The organism is Allobosea sp., from assembly GCF_017308015.1.
In the GTDB taxonomy this organism is placed as follows: domain Bacteria; phylum Pseudomonadota; class Alphaproteobacteria; order Rhizobiales; family Beijerinckiaceae; genus Allobosea.
The window spans coordinates 23,041-44,005 of sequence record NZ_JAFKFW010000011.1 but is presented as its reverse complement, the minus strand read 5'-3'; the positions used below and the strand labels follow the sequence as shown (position 1 = coordinate 44,005).

20 protein-coding genes are annotated in these 20,965 nt (G+C 66.6%); 7 read left to right on the top strand and 13 right to left on the bottom strand.

Annotated features, from left to right (window positions below; genetic code table 11):
- Positions 1-4: 4 nt before the first annotated feature.
- From J0I42_RS11330 to J0I42_RS11305, 6 genes are all read right to left on the bottom strand, one after another.
- Positions 5-1,594 carry an ABC transporter substrate-binding protein gene (locus J0I42_RS11330; protein WP_291654935.1) on the bottom strand — a complete coding sequence of 530 codons (1,590 nt, stop codon included), beginning with the start codon at positions 1,592-1,594 and terminating at the stop codon, positions 5-7.
- A 71-nt stretch (positions 1,595-1,665) separates the two neighbouring features.
- Entirely contained in the window at positions 1,666-3,171 is a 1,506-nt protein-coding gene (locus tag J0I42_RS11325) for a serine hydrolase domain-containing protein (RefSeq protein WP_291654934.1), read from the bottom strand.
- Between the two features lie 11 nt (positions 3,172-3,182).
- Entirely contained in the window at positions 3,183-4,343 is a 1,161-nt protein-coding gene (locus tag J0I42_RS11320; RefSeq protein WP_291654933.1) for an amidohydrolase, read from the bottom strand.
- A gap of 123 nt (positions 4,344-4,466) precedes the next feature.
- Positions 4,467-4,682 (bottom strand): hypothetical protein, encoded by a 216-nt coding sequence (locus tag J0I42_RS11315; RefSeq protein ID WP_291654932.1) that lies wholly within the window; start codon positions 4,680-4,682, stop codon positions 4,467-4,469.
- A 93-nt stretch (positions 4,683-4,775) separates the two neighbouring features.
- The gene (locus J0I42_RS11310) at positions 4,776-5,516 is read right to left on the bottom strand and encodes a M48 family metallopeptidase (protein ID WP_291654931.1); all 741 of its coding nucleotides are present in this window, start codon (positions 5,514-5,516) and stop codon (positions 4,776-4,778) included.
- A gap of 42 nt (positions 5,517-5,558) precedes the next feature.
- Positions 5,559-6,863, bottom strand: a complete 1,305-nt coding sequence (locus J0I42_RS11305) for a polyhydroxyalkanoate depolymerase (protein ID WP_291654930.1) — start codon at positions 6,861-6,863, stop codon at positions 5,559-5,561.
- A 181-nt stretch (positions 6,864-7,044) separates the two neighbouring features.
- On the opposite strand from J0I42_RS11305, the gene J0I42_RS11300 reads away from it, so the two are divergent.
- Together J0I42_RS11300 and J0I42_RS11295 are read left to right on the top strand one after the other, a co-directional pair.
- Positions 7,045-8,394, top strand: a complete 1,350-nt coding sequence (locus J0I42_RS11300; RefSeq protein WP_291654929.1) for an ActS/PrrB/RegB family redox-sensitive histidine kinase — start codon at positions 7,045-7,047, stop codon at positions 8,392-8,394.
- A 91-nt stretch (positions 8,395-8,485) separates the two neighbouring features.
- On the top strand, positions 8,486-9,052 hold the full coding sequence (locus J0I42_RS11295; RefSeq protein ID WP_291654928.1) for an ActR/PrrA/RegA family redox response regulator transcription factor: 567 nt from the start codon (positions 8,486-8,488) through the stop codon (positions 9,050-9,052).
- 9 nt (positions 9,053-9,061) lie between these two features.
- Here J0I42_RS11295 and J0I42_RS11290 read toward each other — a convergent pair whose 3' ends face one another.
- From J0I42_RS11290 to J0I42_RS11260, 7 genes are all read right to left on the bottom strand, one after another.
- On the bottom strand, positions 9,062-9,529 hold the full coding sequence (locus tag J0I42_RS11290) for an MmcB family DNA repair protein (RefSeq protein WP_291654927.1): 468 nt from the start codon (positions 9,527-9,529) through the stop codon (positions 9,062-9,064).
- A 41-nt stretch (positions 9,530-9,570) separates the two neighbouring features.
- On the bottom strand, positions 9,571-10,515 hold the full coding sequence (locus J0I42_RS11285; protein ID WP_291654926.1) for a threonine ammonia-lyase: 945 nt from the start codon (positions 10,513-10,515) through the stop codon (positions 9,571-9,573).
- Positions 10,515-11,552, bottom strand: coding sequence for a succinylglutamate desuccinylase/aspartoacylase family protein (locus J0I42_RS11280; protein WP_291654925.1), 1,038 nt, complete (start codon positions 11,550-11,552; stop codon positions 10,515-10,517). The genes J0I42_RS11285 and J0I42_RS11280 overlap by 1 nt, the downstream gene beginning before the upstream one ends.
- A 236-nt stretch (positions 11,553-11,788) precedes the next feature.
- The gene (locus J0I42_RS11275; RefSeq protein WP_291654924.1) at positions 11,789-12,571 is read right to left on the bottom strand and encodes a transporter substrate-binding domain-containing protein; all 783 of its coding nucleotides are present in this window, start codon (positions 12,569-12,571) and stop codon (positions 11,789-11,791) included.
- A 39-nt stretch (positions 12,572-12,610) separates the two neighbouring features.
- The gene (locus J0I42_RS11270) at positions 12,611-13,342 is read right to left on the bottom strand and encodes an amino acid ABC transporter ATP-binding protein (RefSeq protein ID WP_291654923.1); all 732 of its coding nucleotides are present in this window, start codon (positions 13,340-13,342) and stop codon (positions 12,611-12,613) included.
- A complete protein-coding gene (locus J0I42_RS11265) occupies positions 13,329-13,979 on the bottom strand; it encodes an amino acid ABC transporter permease (RefSeq protein WP_291654922.1) in 651 nt (216 codons plus the stop codon). The genes J0I42_RS11270 and J0I42_RS11265 overlap by 14 nt, the downstream gene beginning before the upstream one ends.
- Positions 13,976-14,638 (bottom strand): amino acid ABC transporter permease, encoded by a 663-nt coding sequence (locus J0I42_RS11260; RefSeq protein WP_291654921.1) that lies wholly within the window; start codon positions 14,636-14,638, stop codon positions 13,976-13,978. The genes J0I42_RS11265 and J0I42_RS11260 overlap by 4 nt, the downstream gene beginning before the upstream one ends.
- 139 nt (positions 14,639-14,777) lie before the next feature.
- On the opposite strand from J0I42_RS11260, the gene J0I42_RS11255 reads away from it, so the two are divergent.
- The 5 genes from J0I42_RS11255 to J0I42_RS11235 all read left to right on the top strand — a co-directional run bounded on the left by J0I42_RS11255 (position 14,778) and on the right by J0I42_RS11235 (position 20,937).
- Positions 14,778-15,560 (top strand): IclR family transcriptional regulator, encoded by a 783-nt coding sequence (locus J0I42_RS11255; RefSeq protein WP_291654920.1) that lies wholly within the window; start codon positions 14,778-14,780, stop codon positions 15,558-15,560.
- A gap of 185 nt (positions 15,561-15,745) precedes the next feature.
- Complete coding sequence (locus J0I42_RS11250; RefSeq protein ID WP_291654919.1) at positions 15,746-17,215, top strand: M81 family metallopeptidase; 1,470 nt, start codon at positions 15,746-15,748, stop codon at positions 17,213-17,215.
- 103 nt (positions 17,216-17,318) lie between these two features.
- Positions 17,319-18,920 (top strand): ABC transporter substrate-binding protein, encoded by a 1,602-nt coding sequence (locus J0I42_RS11245; RefSeq protein ID WP_291654918.1) that lies wholly within the window; start codon positions 17,319-17,321, stop codon positions 18,918-18,920.
- Positions 18,921-19,100: 180 nt separating this feature from the next.
- The gene (locus J0I42_RS11240; RefSeq protein WP_291654917.1) at positions 19,101-20,042 is read left to right on the top strand and encodes an ABC transporter permease; all 942 of its coding nucleotides are present in this window, start codon (positions 19,101-19,103) and stop codon (positions 20,040-20,042) included.
- A 13-nt stretch (positions 20,043-20,055) separates the two neighbouring features.
- Positions 20,056-20,937: an ABC transporter permease gene (locus tag J0I42_RS11235; protein WP_291654916.1), complete on the top strand. Its 882-nt coding sequence runs from the start codon at positions 20,056-20,058 to the stop codon at positions 20,935-20,937.
- The last annotated feature ends 28 nt before the right edge of the window (positions 20,938-20,965 follow it).

Here is a 20,965-nt window from a genome sequence, read left to right as displayed (position 1 = left end):
CGCGTCACTTCTTCTCGACGTTCCAGAACAGCATGACCGGCGCCGCCAGGACGCCGGCGACATTGGTGCGCCTTGCATAAGGCTGGTCGAACTGGCCGAGCACGCGATAGGGCTGCATCTCGGTCAGGCGCCTGTGCAATGCCTCCAGCGCCACCTTGCGGCTGGCATCGTCGGGCGCATCGACGAACGCGCCACGCAGCTTCTCGGCCTCGGCATCGCAGGGCCAGCCGGACCAGGCGCGCTCGCAGGCCATGTTGGTGCCGATATTGGTCAGCGGCGACTGCATGGTAGCGCCCGAGGCATAGGTGACGAAGAGGTTCCAGCCGCCCTGGTCCGGCGGGCTCTTGTTCTGCTGGCGCGTGGTGACGGCGCCCCAGTCGGCGAACTGGACATCGACATTGAAGCCGACGGCCTTGAGCGAGGCGGCCGCGACCTCGGCCATGCGGCCGATCGGGGCGATGTCGTTGCTGGTCGACAGCACGAGCTTCTCGCCCTTGTAGCCGCTCTCCTTCAGAAGCTCGCGCGCCTTGTCGAGATTGGGCTTGGCATAGCTTTCGCTGCCGACTTCCGTGCCGTTCGGGCCGCCGCAGACGAAATAGGCGTTGCAACGCTTCCACCATTCCTCGTCACCGAAGCCCGCCGCGAGGAAATCGGCCTGATCGGTGGCATAGGCCAAGGCGAGCCGGGCCTTGGGATTGTCGAAAGGCGGGTGGAGATGGTTCGGCCGCAGCATCACCTGGTTGGCGAGGTTGGAATAGCGGTCGACCTTGACCTGGCTGTTGGCCGAGATGACCGGAATCAGGTCTTGGCTCGGCTGCTCCCAGATGTCGATCTCGCCAGTCTGGAGCGCGGCAGCGGCGGTCGCCGCATCCGGCATGATCTGCCATTCGACGCGATCGACCTTGACGACGCGCCCGCCGGCGAGCCCGTCGGCCGGCTCGGAGCGCGGAACGTAGTCTGGATTGCGGTCATAGACGACCTTCGAGCCGCTGCGCCAATCCTCGCGGTTGAACTTGAACGGGCCGGAGCCGATCGTCTCGGTGATCGGCTTCATCGGGTCCGACTTGGCGTCGGCTTCGCGCATGATGACGGGAATCTGGCCGACCGCCGAGCCCAGCGCGAAAGGCACCAGCGCCATCGGGCGCTTCAGCTTGAGGCGGAAGGTGGCGTCGTCCACCGCTTCCATGCCGTCGGTATATTCCGCGAGCTTGCCGCCGATGGTGTCGCGCTTCATCCAGCGGCCGAGCGAGGCGATGACGTCCCGGGTCGTGACCGGCTGGCCGTCATGGAATTTCAGGCCGGGACGGAGCTTGAAGGTCCAGGTCAGCTTGTCCGGCGAGGTCTCGAAGCTCTCGACCATCTGCGGCTTCGGCTGAAGGTTCGAATCCCAGGCGAAGAGTGTCTCGTAGATCATCAGCCCGTGCATGCGGGTGATGACGATGGAGGCTGCCACGGGATCGAGCGTCTTCAGATCGGCATGCGGCGCGACGCGCAGGACGCGGTTCGAAGCCGGCTGCGACTGTGCCGAAGCCGATAGCGGCAGGAGTGCAGCCGCCGACAGCAGCAGCGCGGCGGTGAAACGGGACAGTTGCATCGGGCATTCTCCTCCTTCGTCGCCGGCCTTGCGGCCCCACCCCTCAGCGGAGCCACCTCAGTCGGCGCGTTTCAGACGCGTTTCATCTGCAAGATCCTTGCCCGATGGCTGGCGACCCGCAAGTCGCCCTCGGCATCGAGCCACAGACAGGGCCGCGACCGCCAGGGTCCGTGCAGGAGATCGGCGAGCGCGCGGCCATTCGGCAGCGGCGTCAGTTGCGAGACCGTTCCGCCTGAAGGCCAGGGCATCAAGGCAGTGCCATCGGCCCGGATCTCGATCTCCGTGCCGAAGTTAGGATCGCGCCAGCGCCCGATCAATCGCGCATCGAGCGGGGTATCGGCCGGCACGCGCGCGAGCGAGCGCCGCACGCCGCCGATCAGGCCGGTAAGGCGATCCTGCCCGTCCTGTTTCAGGCGGATATCGAGATAGGCGGGCAGGCTGCGCAGACCGCCGTCGCCATCGGTGATCAGGCGCTCGAAACCACCCATGTAGCTGATCGAATCCGCAGCGAGCTCGGCCCAGAACGGCCCCTCGTCGCTGGCGAAGAGGCCGACCGGCGCGTTTGCGAGCGTCGGCAAGTCCTGCCCGAGCAGGTCCGCCAGCACGGTCAGGGCCGGCCAGAGCGCCTCTTCCTCGCGATTGCTCAGCACGACGACACCGACGCCATGGGCCGGCGACATCCAGAAATGGTTGCGATAACCGGCGAGCGAGCCGCCATGGCCGACGATCGCGGTCTCGCCGAGCCGGCTGGCGACGAGGCCGAGCCGATAGACGCTCTCGCTGCCGTCAGCGAAATGGCGGGGCGCCGTCAGACGCTCCAGCATGCCCGCGAGCGGGCCGCGGCCGGCCAGCAGAGCCGAGGCCCAGCCGGCGAGATCAGCGGCGGAGCCGACGATTCCGCCCGATGCGGAAAAATGGGGGCCGTTATGGCCACGCCGCCAGGCCGCCCCGTCGTTCCAGTAGCCGGTGGCGAGGCCGGGCACGATCTCCGAGCCGTCATAGGGCAGGCGGAAGGCGGCTCCCACTTCGCCGGAGAGTTCCGCGACGGTCTCCTTGTACGGCTTGCCCGTGACCTGCTCGAGGATGCGCTGCCCCAGCCGCCAGCCGGTGTTGGAATAGGCCATCTCGGTGCCGGGCTCGGCACTCAGCGAGGGCAAGCGGCGGGCAAGCGCGAAGACCTCCTCCGCATTCAATGTCGCGGTGAAGGGCAAGCCCTGCTGCCAGAAGCACTCCATCATGTCCGGCAGAGCGCCGGTCATGTCGAGGGCACGCCCGAATTCGACCTCGGCGAGCGTCGCCGGCAGTTCGCCGAGCCAACGGCCGAGCGGCGCATCGAGCGGGATGCCGGCCCGCAGCAAGGCGACCGCGAGGATATGCTTGCTGATCGAGGCGAAGCGGTTCGGCGTCTGCGGCGTGAAGGGGACACCGTATTCGATGCTGGCGAGACCGCCAGCAAAAGTCTCACGCACCCCGTCGCGATCGAAGAGCACGACGGCGCCGCCCGGCCCCGCCTCGCGCTGCCAGTTCGCGACGATCTCCTGCGCACGGGTCGCGGCGCCGGTCCAGTTCATAGCCATGTCTTGCTCCCTCAGGCCTGCGAGCGGGCTTCGCCGAGCAGATTGCGCAAGGCCCGCATGAAGACGCGCGCGCCGGGGCCGATCGCATCATCCGGGAAATCGAAATCGGGGTTGTGCAGATGCGCGGTCTCGCCCGAGCCGAGCAGGAACATCGCGGACTTCGAGCGGCGCCCGAACAGGCCGAAATCCTCCGAGCCGCGCGAGGGCGGCGTCGGGCCATGCGGGACCTTCTCCTCGTCCATCGCCCGGCGCAGCATCGCGACGGCCTCGGGCTCGTTCTCGCAGTGGTGAAAGATGTCGTGATAGCTGATCTCGACGGTCAGCCGGCCAGCCTCGGCCGCCTCGCGCGCGAGCCTCTCGGCGGCTTCGCAGAGCGCGCCCATCTGCGCGTCATTGACGGTGCGCAAGGTCGCCCAGAGTTCGCCATGGCCCGGCGCAATGCCGAAAGCCTGCTCGCCGATCTCGACATGTGTCACGGTAACGAGCCGGAAATCGGCATCGAGCGCCCCGCCCGGTCCCAAGGCTGTCAGAGCAGGGATCAGCGTTGCTACGGCCGGAGCCGGCGAGCGGCCATGCTCCGGCGTCGAGGCATGCGAGGTCTCGCCGGTGAGGATGATCTTGATGCCGCGCGAGGCGCAGTTGGCGGCACCTTCCGAGATGCGGGCATGGCCGACCGGGACGCCCGGGCGGTTATGCAGGGAGAAGGCGTAGTCCGGCACGATCTCCTCGAATTTCGGATCGGCCATGACGGCGGCGGCGCCGGCGCCGGTCTCCTCCGCCGGCTGGAACAGCAGGATGGCACGGCCCTTCTTCGGCGGGTTGCGCTGCAGGCCGCGCGCCAGACCGGCGAGAATGGTCATATGGCCGTCATGGCCGCAGAGATGGCCCTTGCCGGGGATTTCGGAGCGATGGTCGCTGTCCGAGAGTTCCTCGATGGGGAGCGCGTCAAGCTCGGCCCGGATCAGCACGGTCGGGCCCGACTCCGAACCCTCCCAGATCGCGGCGACGCCATGGCCGCCGAGCTCGGTAACGATGCGATCAGGACAGGTCGGCTTCAGGAACGCGACGATCGTCGCGGCGGTCTCGCGTTCCTCTCCCGAGATTTCGGGGCGGCGATGCAGCCGATGCCGGAGATCGACGAGATCGACCATATCGCTGTTGGTCAGAAACACGGATGAAGCCTCCCGGGCGTTATGCCGGCCGGCGGATCACCGGCTCTTTCCCGGAAAGGTTCGATATTTCAGCCGGTTCAGCAACCCGCACCGTCGCCGGGGGCGGCATGCGCGGGGGCCGGATCAGTTTCCGAGCTCGGCCTCGATCTCGGCGTCGAAAGCCTGTGCCAGCATCGCACGGCAGGCCTCGGCCTGCTGGCGCGCCGAATCCAGCGCGATATGGGGAAGAATCTCGGCGAGATCGCGCAAGGCGAAATCGACGGCCGACATCAGGCCGAGCGCCGGCTCGACGGCGGCAGCCGGCTGTTGCGGAAGGCGGAACGCGATGACCTGACCCATAGGCATACTCACGCTGAAAACGAATCGGTCTTCAGTGTGCGGGGGCAGGCTTCAGAAAGTGGTTAACGGCGGAATTGCGGCAAGGCTGCCGGCTTAACCATAGCCGTGGAGGCCCGCACCATAGCGCTTGAGCCAGGCCTCAGCCTCCTCGGTACCGGGACAGAGCTTGTGGGTCAGCGCCCAGAAGCGATGCGAATGGTTCATCTCTTTGAGATGCGCCACCTCATGGGCCGCGAGATAATCAAGCACCGGGGACGGCGCGAGGATCAATCGCCAGGAGAAGCTGAGATGCCCCTGCGAGGAACAAGAGCCCCAGCGGCTCGTCGTATCGCGGATAGTGATCTTGCGGGCCGGAATACCGAGCGTCGCGGTGTGGCGGCGCACTGCCTTTTCGAGATCGTCGAGCGCGAGCTTCCGCAGGAAATCCTTGACCCGACGGGAAACGTGGGCGGCGTCGCCGGCCACCGCGATGACGGGTGCGCCGTCGGCATCGCGCGTCGCCTGCGTCAGCCCGCGTGCCTTCGACCAGTGGACGATGCGATGCGGCACACCGCGCAAGGGAATGCTCTGGCCGGGCTCGAAGGGCACAGCGCGAGGGCGCTTGGCCATGCGCGCCGCGATCCAGCCGCCATGATTCTCGGCGAAGCTGCGGCCTGCGGCGAAATCGGCCCGCTCGGGCAAGGTCAGGGTGATCTCGCCGGTCGCCTGCGAGACGCGCAAGGTCATCCGCCGCGCGGCGACGCGGCGCTTGACCAGAACGGCATAGCGCATGCCGGCATGCACGACCTCGATCCGGTCGGGGTCCGGCTGGCGCCTGAACAGGGAAATGCGCATCGCCCGCGATTGTGCGGGATTCGCGAGCGATCCGAAAGGGGCTTAACCGACGACCTTCAGCGCCTTGCGCTGTTCCCTGGCGCTGTCGTTACGGCGCTCCCGGGCCGCCTCCATGTCGAGGCTGACCATGAAATCGGAGATGCGCGGCTGGATCTCGGCGCGAAAACGCGAGCCGTTGAAGACGCCGTAATGGCCGACCTTCGGCTGGAGATAATGGGCGCGCTTGCCAGCGGGGATGTTGACGCAGAGATCATGCGCGGCCTGTGTCTGCCCGACGCCGGAGATGTCGTCCATCTCGCCCTCGACCGTCATCAGCGCGACGCGGCGGATGGCCGAGAGGTCGACCGGCTTGTCGCGATGCATCATCTCGCCCTTCGGGAGAGAGTGCTTCACGAAGACGGTGTCGACGGTCTGGAGGTAGAACTCGGCGGTCAGATCCATCACCGCGAGGTACTCGTCGTAGAAGTCGCGATGCTTCTCGGCGGAGTCACCGTCGCCGCTGACGAGATGCTTGAACATGTCGTAATGGGCGGTGACGTGGCGGTCGATATTCATCGCCATGAAGCCCGAGAGCTGCATGAAGCCGGGATAGACCTGCCGGAATGCGCCGAGGCTCGGGAAGGGCACGACGGTGATGCAGTTACGGCGGAACCAGTCCGTGCCGCGCTCCATCGCGAGCTGATTGACGGCGGTCGGCGAGCGGCGGGTGTCGATCGGGCCGCCCATCAGCGTCATCGAGCGCGGCGCACAGGGGTCGGATTCGGCTTCCATGCGGGCGATCGCGGCGATGACCGGCACGGACGGCTGGCAGATCGCCATGACATGGGTGTCCGGACCCAGCATCTGCAGCATGCCGATGACATAGTCGATATAGTCGTCGAGGTCGAAACGGCCCTCGGAGAGCGGCACGAGGCGGGCATCGACCCAATCGGTGATGTAGACCTCGTGGCCGGGCAGGAAAGCCTCGACCGTGCCACGCAGCAGCGTTGCGTAATGGCCGGACATCGGCGCGACCAGCAGCACCTTCGGCTGCGGCTTGCGGCGGCTGGCCGGGATCTTGCGGTCGAAATAAACCAGCTTGCAGAACGGCCGCTCCCAGACGACCCGCTCCTCGACGGCGACCTTGACGCCGTTGATCGTGGTCTCATCGAGACCGAAGGCGGGCTTGCCGTAACGGCGCGTCATGCGCTCGAACAATTCGCAGGAGGCCGCGACGCTGCGCCCGAACGGCGTATAGGTCAACGGATTGGCCGGGTTCTTGAAGGCCAGATGCATCGCATCCGAAATCCCGCGCACCGGGCTCACCATCATGTGAACCGCTTCGTAGGCATGATAGGCAAACGACATGGCGGCCCCGTGCATGCGATCAGACACCCTTCCGGCGGCGCAACATGCGATGATGCGACGCACCATCGCACCTTACGTTGATTTTGTTCTCATTCAACCCGGCTAAAGGCTAAGATTTTCCTGCGATGTGGATGAAGCCGGAAAAAACATCGGCAGGCGCCGTGCAGGAGACCCTCGAATCGTGAGCTTCCCGGACCTCTCCGCCCCGGTTCTGGCGCGTTCCGGCCGCCACCTGCGTCTCGACACCCTGGTTCGGCTACGCTGGCTCGCCATCGCCGGACAAAGTTCCGCCGTCGCCGGCGTACATTTCGGCCTCGGCTTTCCCCTGCCCTTCGGCTGGTGCTTCAGCGTCATCGCGGTCTCCGCCTGGCTCAATATCGCGCTGCGCATCCGCTTTCCGCTGAGCCATCGCCTCCGCGACACGGCGGCGACTGCCCTGCTGGGCTTCGACATCGCGCAGCTCGCCGCCCTGCTGTTCATGACCGGCGGCCTGCAGAACCCGTTCGCGATCCTGTTCCTCGCTCCGGTGATGATCTCGGCCACGGCCCTGCCACCGCAGCGCACCCTTGTGCTCGGACCGATGGCGATAGGGCTTGCGACCCTGCTCAGCCGCTACCATCTGCCCCTGCCCTGGGCTGGCGACGACCGGCCGATGCTGCCGGCCTTCTACCAGCTCGGCACCTGGGTCGCGCTCGTGCTCGGCCTCGCCTTCACCGGCATCTATGCCTGGCGTGTCGCCAAGGAGGCGCGCGACCTGTCCGACGCGCTCGCCGCGACCGAACTCGTGCTGGCGCGCGAACAGCATCTGTCGCAGCTCGACGGGCTCGCCGCCGCCGCCGCCCATGAACTCGGCACGCCACTCGGCACGATCGCGCTGGTCGCCCGCGAACTGACCCGCCTCGCCCCACCGGAGGGCGAGATGGCCGAGGATATCGCGCTGCTGCGCGAACAGGTCGAGCGCTGCCGCGGCATCCTCGGCAAGCTCTCAAGCCTGCAGGACGAGGATGCGGGTCCGCTCGGCCAGCTCAGTCTGCGCCTGCTGATCGAGGAGGCGGCCGGGCCGCAACGACCCTTCGGCGTGCCCTTCGAGATCACCATGAGCGGCGACAAGCCGGAACCGGTCTGCCGCCGCAATCCCGGCATGATCTATGGTCTCGGCAATATCGTCGACAACGCCGTCGATTTCGCGAGCTCCACGGTGACCATCGCAGCGGAGTGGAGCCAAAGCGAGGTCGTTCTGGTCATCGCCGACGACGGGCCCGGCTTCCCACAGGACGTACTGATGCGCGCGGGCGACCCCTATCTTTCGCGCGGCTCCGGCGAAGGTCGCGCCGGTGGCGGCCTCGGCCTCGGGCTGTTCATCGCCAAGACGCTGCTGGAACGGGGCGGCGCGACCCTGGAATTCTCGAACCGGCCGACACCTGCCAGCGGCGCCTCGATCCGGATCACCTGGTCGCGCGACGACTTCGAAGTCGATCTGCCGCTCGATGGGGGGTACCCAGGAGGAAGCATCGGTATTACATCAGCTTAGTCGAGCTGGCTCCCGCGAGGAGGATCGCTCGACGCCCGAAGCCTTAATACGCGCAAGCCGCAGCGCGCGGAGAAGCGGCAAGGAGAAGACGATGCAGGACGCAGCGAGCGAAACCGACAGGACCGGCCCCGCCGCCGACATGTCCCTTCTGCTGGTCGACGACGACAAGCCGTTCCTGACCCGCCTCGCCCGCGCCATGGAAGGCCGTGGCTATGCGGTCCGCATCGCCGACAGCGTCGCCGCGGGCATGGCCGCGGTCGAGGAGGCCGCCCCCGCCTTCGCCGTGATCGACCTGCGCCTCGGCGACGGCAACGGCCTCGACGTCATCGCTCGCCTGAAGGAGCGCCGGCCCGATGCGCGCGGCGTCGTACTGACCGGCTACGGCAATATCGCAACCGCCGTCAGCGCCGTGAAGCTCGGCGCCTTCGACTTCCTCGCCAAGCCGGCCGATGCCGACGAGATCCATGCCGCGCTCGCCGCGCAGCGCGATGCTCGCCCGCAGCCGCCGGAGAATCCGATGTCGGCAGACCGGGTCCGCTGGGAGCATATCCAGCGCGTCTACGAATTATGCAGCCGTAATGTCTCCGAGACAGCGCGCCGCCTGGGCATGCATCGGCGTACCTTGCAGCGCATCCTCGCCAAGCGTGCCCCGCGCTGACGACTCCAACTAGGACAAGCCTTCGGGATCCTCGATGAGCGCCAGCCGGCTCGAGGCCAGGCGCGCCAGCGCTATCGTCAACATCTTGCGCCGCGCCGCGCTCAGGGGATGACGCGGCGGCTCGCGCAGCAAATCGCCGCCATAGGCATCGGCGACAATCAGCCCGACATCGCCGGGCAGGATTTCGCGCGGGAATTCCGGTGCGACGGCAAAAAGGAAACCATCGCAGTAATCGCGGTAGTCCGGCCATTTGCCGTCGACGCGGTAATCCGCGATGCCCGATTTGACCTCGACGATCCAGAGCTCGCCCGAGGGTGAAAGCGCGACGATGTCCCCGCGCCTGCCATTGGCGAAGGTCATCTCCTTGACGATGGCATAGCCGCGCTCGCGCAGATGCCGGGCGGCTCCGCGGCAGACAATGCGCGTGATATCGGGGCGCGCCGGAGGCGGATTCAGAGCGGAATCGGAGGGAGACATGAGCCCATGTTCCCTCTTTGTTTCGCGAAACGCAAGTCGGCCTACCCCGGCAGGCAACCGTCCGTGCCGGCGCCACAGACCAGCGCACAGACCTTTTCGCCACCGGAAAGCGCAACCCGACCTGACCGGAGCGCCGCCAACGCCGCTGCGCCCGAGAGATCGGCGGCGATGCCGAACTCGAACCAGAGCGATTTCGCCGCCTCCTCCATCCCGGCATCGGTGATCAGCACGATCTCATCGACATTGCGAGCCGTCGCCTCATAGATCGCCTGGTCGGTCTGGCGGCAGGACATGGTGGCGACGCGGGTCTCCAGCTTGTCGAGCGCGACGAGGCGGCCTGCGGCGAGGCAGGCATGCAGCGTCGGCGAGCCGACCGGCTCGATGCCGATGATCCGGGTCTGCGGCCGCAGGGCCTTCACCGCCGTCGAAAGGCCGGTGATCAGGCCACCACCGCCGATCGCGACGAGGATGACATCGACCTCGGGCATGTCGTCGAGGATGTCGAGACCGAGCGTGCCCTGGCCAGCGACCACGACCGGATCGCTGAAGGGGTGGGCATAGGTCGCGCCGGTTTCGCGGGAATGAGCAAGCGCAGCAGCATTGGCATCGTCCCAGATCGCGCCGACGATATGGACGTCGGCACCCCAGTCGCGCAGCTTGGCGATCTTGTCCGGCGCGGCATTGGACGGCAGGAAGATCGTCGCGGACACGCCGAGAACATGGGCGGAACGGGCGATGGCGAGGCCGTGATTGCCGCCCGACGCCGTGACGACGCCGCGCGCGAGTTCGTGCTTCGACAGGGTCAAGAGGCGGTTCATCGCGCCACGCGCCTTGAAGGAGCCTGCCGCCTGCAGCAATTCGAGCTTCAGCGTGACGTCGCCGCCGAAATCGCTGCCGCGCGTCTTCGCATAGGGCAGCGTCGGGGTTTTCCGGATGTAGGGCGCGATGCGCTTGCGGGCGGCGCGGATATCGTCGAGCGCGATCATCACAGGGTTCCGCGATAGGGGGCCGCCACGATCAGGCAGCAATTGCCCGGCTTCACCCGGCCCGGCTGCCGCCGGCCATAGAGGATGCCGTCGGCGGCATAGTGCAGCGTCTCGGGCGGGCGCGTCGGGTCCCAGGTGCAATGGATGCGCCCGGCCGGCTCGCCGGCGCTGACCTTGCTGCCATTGGCATGGAACGGCTCGAAGATGCCGTCCGCCGTCGCGTAGACGTAAGCGGAGATGCCGGGCAGTTCGAGGATCTGGCCGTCGCCGCGCTTCGGCTCGGGCTTGTCACGGACGACAACGCCAAGATGATCAAGGACGTTGGCGACGCCGCGCCGGCAAACGGCAAGTGCCTCCAGCGAGACCGTGCCGGCGCCTGCCATCTCCGTGCCGACCGTGACGAGCCCGGCCCGGCAGGCGGCAGCAGTCGCGGTGCGCGGCTCGCCGAGATTGCTGATGACGACCATCATCGGTGCGTCGAAGGCCTGCACGGCGGCGACATTGCGCTTGTGCAGGGCGGGATCGTCGGTCGGCTCGACGATGGCGCTCGGAATGATGTCGAGCGAGGAGCCGCCGGAATGCAGGTCGAGGAAGGCGTCGCCGACCGGCAGGATATGGTCGCTGACGAAAGCCGAGATCTGCTGGGTGATAGTGCCGCGCGGATCGCCGGGAAAGGTGCGGTTGAAGTTCAGCCCGTCGACCGGCGAGGTACGCTGCCCGGCCATGACGGCATGGACGTTGTTCGCCGGCATCAGGATGAGGCGGCCCTGGACGCGGCCGGGATCCAGATCGCGGATCAGGTCGCAGATCGTGATCGGCCCCTCGTATTCGTCGCCATGATTGCCACCCTCCATGATCACGGTCGGGCCGGTGCCGTTCTTGATCACGGCGATCGGCACGCGGGTCGCGCCCCAGGCATCGTCATGCGGCGAATGCGGGATCATCAGGAAGCCGGTCTGCTTGCCCTCGCGGTCGAGATCGACGGTGAGAAAGGCGCTGGACGGGCGCGGGGTCGGCTTGGGGCGGGGGCTGGTCATGGCGGGCTCGGCAACATCGGGCGCTTAGGTTCAAGACGAGCTGCGGGGAACCCTCTCCCGGAGGGAGAGGGCAGGGTGAGGGGTAGGCCGTTGGACACCGTGGCCGTGACCTGACCGCTGCTGCGGAAGGACATGGCGAACTGGTCCGGGGGCCTACACCCCACCCCTGCCCCTCTCCTTACAGGAGAGGGGTTCCCTGCGCTCTTTGTGGATAGGCTTCGCGTTTCTCCACCGCCTCACAGCGTCGGCAGCGGGTCCATCGGCATGTCGAGATACTTGCGATGCAGCCGGTCGAGCTCGCCGTTCATCGAATTGAAGAAGATGAAGCCGTCGAGCCAGCGCACGAGATTATGCTGGTCCATCTGCACGCCCATATGGGCCGGGCTGCGGCGGATGACGAATTTGCGCTCGAATTCCTTGCTCGGGTTCTGCTTGGCGAGCGCCTGCGCCACGATCGAGTTGGTGGCGAGCAGATCGGCCTGGCCGGTGATATAGGCCGCGGCGGCCGTCGCGTCGTCCTCGGTGCGCATCAGGCTGGCCTTCGGCGCGGCGGCGGAGATGGCGAGTTCCTGCGTCGTGCCCTTGGCGGCGGCGACACGCGCCGAGCCAATCGTCTCCGGGCTCGACACCGTCGAGCTTTTCGCGCCGTAGACCGCGAGGAAGGTGTTGGCATAGGGCGCCGTGAACTGGATCTGCTTGGCGCGCTCAGGCGTCAGGCCCATCACCGAGATGACGATGTCGACCTTGTCGGTCATCAGGAAGGGGATGCGGTTGGCGCCGGTGATCTGCTGCATCTCCAGCTTCACGCCGAGGCCCTTGGCGACCATCTCGGCCATCTCGATATCGAAACCGATCGCCTTGCGGTCGGCATCCTGCGAGCCGAAGGGCGGTGCATCGAGCGGCACGCCGATGCGGACCACGCCCTTGGACAGGATGTCCTGGAGCTTGTCGGCCTTGGCCTCGGCGGCGCCGAAGGCGGCGATGGCCAGGGCGGCTAAACCTGCGAACAGTGAGCGCATCGTCTTTTCTCCCCTCGTTGATGTCGTTGGCATTCAGCCTCAGTGCAGGACTGCACTGAGGAAGGTCTGGAGTTCCGGCGTCTTCGGCTCGGCCAATACGGCTGCAGCCGGGCCCTGCTCGTGAATGCGCCCCTCATGCATGAAGACGACGCGCGAGCCGAAGCGGCGGGCGAAGCCCATCTCGTGGGTGACGAGGATCATGGTCATGCCCTCTTTCGCGACGGATTCGAGCACCTTGAGCACCTCGCCGGTCAACTCCGGATCGAGCGCGGAGGTGACCTCGTCGAACAACATCAGCTTCGGCCGCATGGCGAGCGAACGGGCGATGGCGACGCGCTGCTGCTGGCCGCCGGAGAGCTGCGAGGGATAGGCGTCGAGCTTGTCCTCGAGGCCGACGCGGGCGAGCACCTCGCGCGCGACCTCGCGGGCGGCCTGCGGCGCCTGCTTCTTCACGACGCGCGGGGCGAGCGTGATGTTGTCGCAGACCGAGAGATGCGGGAACAGGTTGAAGCTCTGGAAGACGATGCCGACCTCCTGGCGCAATTTGCGCAGGTTCGTCGCGGGGTCGTTGACCTGCGTGCCGTCGACACGGATCACGCCGGCCTGGATCGGCTCCAGCCCGTTGATGCAGCGGAGCATCGTGCTCTTGCCCGAGCCGGAGCGGCCGATCACGGCGACGACCTCGCCCTTGGCGACATCGAGCGAGACGTCCTTCAGCACCTGCACCGAGCCGTAGCTCTTGTTGATCCCCTGGATTTCAACGAGCGACATCGAGCTTCCGCTCGATCGAGCGGCTCCATTGCGAGAGGGGGAAGCACATCGCGAAATAGATCGCGGCGACGGTGATGTAGACGGCGAAGGGCTTGTAGGTGCCGGCAGCCGTGAGCTGGCCCTCGCGGGTGAGCTCGACGAAGCCGATCACGGCCGCGAGCGAGGTGTTCTTGATGAGCTGGACGAGGAAGCCGACCGTCGGCGGGATCGCGACCCGGATCGATTGCGGCACGATGACATGGCGCAGCTGCTCTCCGAGCGAGAGGCCGAGCGAGGCGCCGGCCTCCCACTGGGTTTTGGCGATCGAGACCAGCGCCCCGCGCCAGATCTCGCCGAGGAAGGCGCTGCCATAGACCGAGAAGGCGGTCGCCGCCGCGATCCACGGATTGACGGAGATGCCGGCGAGCGGCAGGCCGAAGAAGATGACGAAGAGCCAGACCAGGAGCGGCGTGCCCTGGACGATATGGATATAGGCGGCTGCGACCCAGCGCACGGGCGCAAGGGGCAGGATGCGGGCGATGGCGATGACGATGCCGATCAGCGACGCGCCGATGAAGGCGGTCGCGGTCAGCGCCAGTGTCCAGCGCGCCGCCGCGATCAGATACATCACATCGATGAGGCCGAATTCGCGGATCATCGCCTGACGAACGCCCAGTAGTAGATGCCCGCGAACAGGCCGCGGAAGGCGAAGGCGAGCCCGAGATAGAGAACTCCGATGACGGTGTAGACCTCGAAATCGCGGAAGGTGCGGGACTGCACGATCGAGGCCGCGTGGAAGAGGTCCTCGACCGAGATCTGCGAGACGATGCTGGTCGCCAGCATGAGCAGCACGAACTGGCTGGCGAGCGCCGGGAACATCGCCTTCAGCGCCGGGAACATCACGACATAGCGGAAGACCTGCAGGCCGGAGAGCCCGAGCGAATGGCCGGCCTCGACCTGGGCTTTCGGCACGGCCTCCAGCCCGGCGCGGACGATCTCGGTGGTGTAGGCGCCGAGATTGATCACCAGCGCGATGATCGCGGCGGTCAGCCCGTCGAGCCTGACGCCGAAACTCGGCAGGCCGAAGAAGATCAGGAAGAGCTGCACCAGCAGCGGCGTGTTGCGAATGACCTCGACATAGGTGCCGACGATGCGACGCAGCCAGGCGGGACCGTAGACGCGGGCGGCGGCGCAGGCGATGCCTATGACGAGGCCGCCGACCATTGCCAGAGCCGAGAGCAGCAACGTGATCCAGACGCCGTCGAGGATCGATTCCCAGGCGGCGAAGACATCACGGAACTGCAGGCCGTATTTCATGGCCGGCCGTCCCGCGGCAGCGCCCTGCCCGAAGAACCTGCGACATGATCCGACGATCGTACCATCCGCCTCCCCTTTGACGGCGAGGCTAGGTTCGTATCTTATTTGATGTCAAGCTTCATATATGAAACAGGATGGCATGAGCGACCTGCCGGATACCGAGACCGGAGACAAGGGCAGCTATGCAGCGCCGGCGCTGGAGAAGGGGCTCGATATCCTCGAGCTCCTGGCCGAGGTCGGCGAGCCGCTCTCGACACGCGAGATCGCCGAACGTCTCGCCCGCTCGAAGAGCGAGATCTTCCGCATGGTCTTCGTGCTGCAGCAGCGCGGCTATCTCGCCCGCGAGGCGGGGACGGACCGGCTCGGCCTCTCGCGACGGCTGTTCGACCTCGGCATCCGCACGCCCGCCGGACGCCAGCTCACCTCGATCGTGCTGCCGGTGATGGAGCGCTTCAGCGAAACGAGCGGGCAGGTCGCCCATCTCGTCGTGCTGAGCCGGGCGCAGACCGTGGTGCTGGCGACTACTTCGGGCCATCTCGATGCCAGCGTCATCGTCCGGCCGGGCTATGGCCGCCCCGCGCTCGACGCCAATTCCGGCCTGCTGATCCTCGCCTTCCAGAGCGAGACGCGCCGCCGCCAGTTGATGCGGGAAGCCTCGGAAGCCGACAAGCGGCGCCTCGAAGCGGCCGAGACCGAACGGACCTTCGCGGAAATCCGTGCCCTCGGACATCGCGTCGCCGCGAGCCGCGACATCTTGGCCGTGACCGATATCGTCTGCCCGGTCATAGGCCCCGGCGGGCAAGCCGAGGCCGCGATCCTCGTGCCCTGCCTGCAGCGCCACAGCATCGCGACGGACGAGAAGGCGATCCTCAGGGCGCTCAAGGCGAGCTGTACGGAGGCCGGCTCGCAACTCTCGCTATAGCCGCGGACTTCGAAAGGATCGCCGCCGGAAATGAACCTATAATTGCAAATGAGAAAGATTTTTATTTGCAGTTGTGTGAAATCTCGCTCGATGCCGCGCCTGCAACATTCCTTGCTCGCGCTGCAGCTTGACACGGCCTTCTCGGCCAACCGAACATGAGGCTCATCCCTTCGGAAAGGTAGCTTATGCGCCTGTTTGCTGCGTCGCTCGCGACCGAAACAAATACCTTCTCCCCCATCCCGACATCCCGGGCCAATTTCGAGGCTTCCGCCTATTTCCCGGCGGGCCAGCACCCCGACCGGGCCACTCATACCACCGCCCCGCTCTATGCCGCGCGGCAGCGCGCCAAGCCGGACGGCTTCGAGCTGGTCGAAGGCTCCTGCTTCTGGGCCGAGCCGTCCGGGACCTGCGCCAAGGCCGATTACGAGGAGATGCGCGACGAGATCCTCACCCAGCTCAAGGCAGCGATGCCGGTCGACGGCGTGCTGCTCGGCCTGCACGGCGCCATGGTCGCGCATGGCTATGACGATTGCGAAGGCGACATCCTCGAGCATGTCCGAGCGATCGTCGGACCGTCGGTGCCGATCGGCGTCGAACTCGATCCGCATTGCCACCTGACCGAGAAGCGCGTGCGCCTCGCCGATGCGATCATCCTCTACAAGGAATACCCGCATATCGACTTCGTCGAGCGGGCCGAGGAGCTGGTCGACATCATCCTGCGCACCATCCGCGGCGAGATCAAACCGGTGATGTCGCTCTACGATTGCCGGATGATCGAGCTTGTGCCGACGACGCGCGAGCCCGGCCGCTCCTTCGTCGACCGGATGAGCGCGCTCGAAGGCAAGGATGGCATTCTCTCGGTCTCGCTGGCGCATGGCTTCCAGCAGGGCGACGTGCCGGAGATCGGCACCCGCGTGCTCGTCATCACCGACAACGACAAGGCGAAGGGCGATGCGCTGGCCGCGAAGCTCGGCGAGGAATTCCGCTCCCTCAAGGGGCAGTTCGCTCCGCCGGTGACCCCGCTCGACGAGGCGCTCGATCGCGCGCTCGGCGGCGCTGCCAACGGCCCGCGCGTCATCGCCGACTCCACCGACAATGCCGGCGGCGGCGCAGCCTCCGACAACACCAACATCATCCATCGCCTGCGCGAGCGCGGCATCGGCGATGCTGCGGTCGGCCCGGTCTGGGACCCGGTCGCGGTCGAATTCTGCCTGACGGCGGGGGTCGGCGCGACCATTCCGCTGCGCTTCGGCGGCAAGGCGGCCGCGACCTCGGGCACGCCGGTCGATGGCGAGGTGACGGTGCTCGGCGCCATCCGCGGGGGCACGCAGAGCTTCGGCACCGCCAAGGTACCGATCGGCGATGCCGTCGGCATCCGCATCGACGGCATTGACGTCGCCCTGCTTTCGCATCGCACGCAGGCGCTGGGGCTGGAGATCTTCACCAGCGTCGGCATCGACCCGACGCAAAAGCGCATCGTCAGCGTCAAGTCGACCAACCATTTCCACGCCGCCTACGGCCCGATCGCCAGCGAGGTGATCTACACCGATGGCGGCGGCCCCTCGCATCTCGACGTGCGCAAATATCCCTACCGCAAGATCAACCGGCCGCTCTGGCCGCATGATCCGCTCCCGCCGGGCCGGCTCGTCGTCTGACGCCCCGCCTCCCGGAAGGAACAGGAGAGAAGAAGCATGACCCGATGAGGGCCAGACGAGGCGAATGCCCGCGGCCCTCTATTGCAAAGAGGAGGAGAACGACATGACCACGACACGCCGACGTTTCGTTCAGGGCGGATTGGCAACCGGCGCGCTCATCGCGGCCCCCGCCAGGATCAGCGCCCAGACCACGCCTACAGCAGCCCGCACCATCCGCGCCGTCCTGCACGGGGATCTCCGCGTCTTCGACCCGGTCTGGACCACCGCGAACATGACCTCGTATCACGCCGGCATGGTCTACGACATGCTGTTCGGCGTGAACGACAAATTCGAGCCGCAACCGCAGATGGTCTCGAAATGGTCGGTCTCGGACGATCGCAAGACCTATACGTTCGAGCTGCGAGACGGCCTGCGGTTCACGGACGGCACGCCCGTCACCGCCAGGGACTGCGTTGCCTCGATCCGGCGCTGGGGCGCCCGCGACGGCGGCGGCCAGCACATGATGGCGCGCCTCGCCGACACGCCCGTCAAGGACGACAAGACCTTCCAGATCGTGATGAAGGAGCCCTACGGGCTCGTGGTGGAATGGCTCGCCAAGGCGGCGACCAATGCCTGCTACATCATGCGTGAGAAGGAAGCCGGGACCGACCCGAACCAGCAGATCAGCACGATCATGGGTTCGGGGCCGTTCATCTTCAACGAGGGTGCCGTCGTCCAGGGCCAGCGCTACGTCTACGACAAGAATCCGAACTACGTACCGCGCTCAGAGCCTGCGGTGATGACCTCGGGCGGCAAGGTGGTGAATGTCGACCGCGTCGTTTACGAGAACATCGCCGACGAGGCGACCGCGATCGCGGCGATCCGCGCCGGCGAGATCGACATGATCGAATATCCCAATGTCGACCTGCTCGACTCGCTCGCCGGCGAGAAGGACATCAAGCTCGAGGTCCTCAACAAGCAGGGCCAGCTCGGCTGGGCACGCGTGAACTGGCTCCATCCGCCGTTCAACAACGTCAAGGCCCGGCAGGCCATGCTGCACCTCATCCACCCGACCGAGGTGATGAAGGCGACTTTCGGCGACGAGAAGTATTTCCGCGGCTGCTCGTCGCTGTTCGGCATGGGCACGCCGATGGAGAACGACGCCAATATCGACTGGTTCAAGACCGCGCCGAACATCGAGAAGGCGAAGCAGCTCGTCAAGGAATCCGGCTATGACGGGCGCCCGGTCGTGGTGCTGCAGGCGACCAACATCGCCTATATGAACAATGCCGCGAACCTGATCGCGCAATGGATGCGCCAGGCCGGCTTCAACGTCTCGTTGCAGGCCTCCGACTGGGGCGCAGTGGTCACCCGCCGCGCCGTCAAGGCCGCGCCGGACCAGGGCGGCTGGAACGTGTTCTTCACCTCCGGCTCGGTCAACGCCTTCGGCAATCCCGTCTCGCTCAGCGGCCACGCGGCCAATGGCGAGAAGGGCTGGTTCGGCTGGCCGACCAACGAACTGCACGAGCAGCTCCGCGACAAATGGGCCAGCGCCTCGAGCGATGCCGAGCGCAAGCAGATCGCCCGCGACATCCAGCAGAACGCCTGGGATTTCGTGCCGCATGCGTATTTCGGCCAATGGTTCCAGCCGGCCGCCCTGCGCAACCTGACGGGCCTGATCGGCATGCCCGAGCTGATCCCGTTCTGGAACGTCAAGAAGGGCTGAGCTCAGCCCCGCCGAGGCAGCAAACGACCTGTGGAGTCCGCCTCACGGCGGGCTCCACCTGTCCGACCGTCTTCAGGTGATCGTGCCGGCGGCGTGAGGGCGTGCACGCAAGCCGTGTCCGGGCAGCGCCTTCCAGCAGCCCGTACCGAATGAACCAGCCGACGGAGGACGAACGACGCAATGCTGAGCTATCTCGTACAGCGCCTGGCATCGACCATCCTGGTGATGACGCTGGTGGGCATCTTCGTCTTCCTTCTTCTGCATCTTTCGGCCGGCGACCCCGCCGCCATCATCGCCGGCGACTACGCCACGCCCCAGCAGATCGTCGCGATCCGCCAGCGGCTCGGCCTCGACGATCCCCTGCTCATCCAGTTCGGGCGCTGGGGCTTACGTGTGATCCAGGGCGATCTCGGCGTCTCCATCTTCTCCAGCACGCCTGTCTCGACGCTCATCCTGCAACGGCTGGAGCCGACGCTGTCGGTCGCCATCCTCACCATGATCTTCGCGGTCTCGATCGCGGTCACGCTCGGCGTGCTTGCCGCCTGGAAGGCCGGACGGCCGATCGACCGGCTGCTGATGGGCTTTTCGGTGCTCGGCTTCTCGATGCCGACTTTCGTCGTGGGCTACTGCCTGATCTATGTCTTCGCGATCGAGTTGCGCTGGCTGCCCGTGCAAGGCTACCGGCCGATCATGGACGGCATCGGTCCCTGGTTCCTGCATCTCGTGCTGCCGACGGTGACGCTCGGCCTCGCCTATGTCGCGCTGATCGCGCGCATGACCCGCGCCTCGGTGCAGGAGGTGCTGGAAGAGGACTATATCCGCACGGCCAATGCCAAGGGCGTCCCGGCCCGCACGATGCTGATGAAGCATGCGCTGAAGAATGCCGGCGTTCCGATCATCACCGTGATCGGCATCGGCGTCGCGCTCCTGATCGGCGGCGTCGTGATCACAGAGACCGTGTTCAATATTCCCGGCGTGGGCCGCCTCGTGGTCGACGCGATCTCGAAGCGAGACTACCCGATCATCCAGGGCGTCATCCTCGTCTTTTCCGGCGTCTACGTGTTGATCAACCTGGCGGTCGATCTCTCCTATTCGCTCATCGACCCCCGCATCCGGCATTGAGGAGGCACGACCGATGACCGCGATCGATGCCCCCGCCACCCCGGCTCCCACCGCCGGAAACCGGCTCTTCCGCTTCGGCCGTTTCGCGCGCCGCAACCCGACGATGCTGATCGGCGCCGCTATCCTGATCTTCTTCGTCGGAGTGGCCATTATCGCGCCCCTGATCGCCGGCGATCCGATGCTCAAGCTACCCACGCGGCGCCTGCAGCCGCCCTCCGCCGAGTTGCGGTTCGGCACCGACCAACTCGGCCAGGACGTCTTCGCGCGCACCGTCTACGGCGCCCGCGTCTCGCTCATCGTAGGCCTGAGCGTCGCGACGATCTCGATCCTCGTCGGGCTGACGATCGGCCTCTTCGCCGGTTATTATCGGCGGTTCGACGCCATCGTCATGCGGCTGATGGACGGGTTGATGGCGATCCCCGCCATCCTGCTGGCAATCGCCATGGTGGCGCTGAACCAGGGCAGCATCGCCATCGTCGTCGCGGCGATCTCGATCCCGGAATTGCCACGCGTCGTCCGACTCGTCCGCTCGATCGTGCTCAGCGTGAAAGAGCTGCCCTTCGTCGAGGCTGCGCGCGCCTGCGGCGCCAAGACGCCGCGCATCCTGTTCCGGCACATCATGCCGAGCACGATCGCGCCCTTGATCGTGCAGGCGACGTATATCTGCGCCTCGGCGATCCTCGTCGAAGCCTCGCTCTCCTTCCTCGGCGCAGGCGTGCCGCCGGAAGTGCCGAGCTGGGGCAACATGATCGCGTCGAGCCGGCTCTATCTCGCCCGCGCGCCCTGGACGATCTTTTGCCCGGCGATCGCGCTCGCCCTGGTCGTGCTCGCGGTGAACCTGCTCGGCGACGGCCTGCGCGACAGGCTCGACCCGCGCCTGTCGCGGCGCCTCTAACCTCAAGCCCGGACCGCACGCCGGGCAT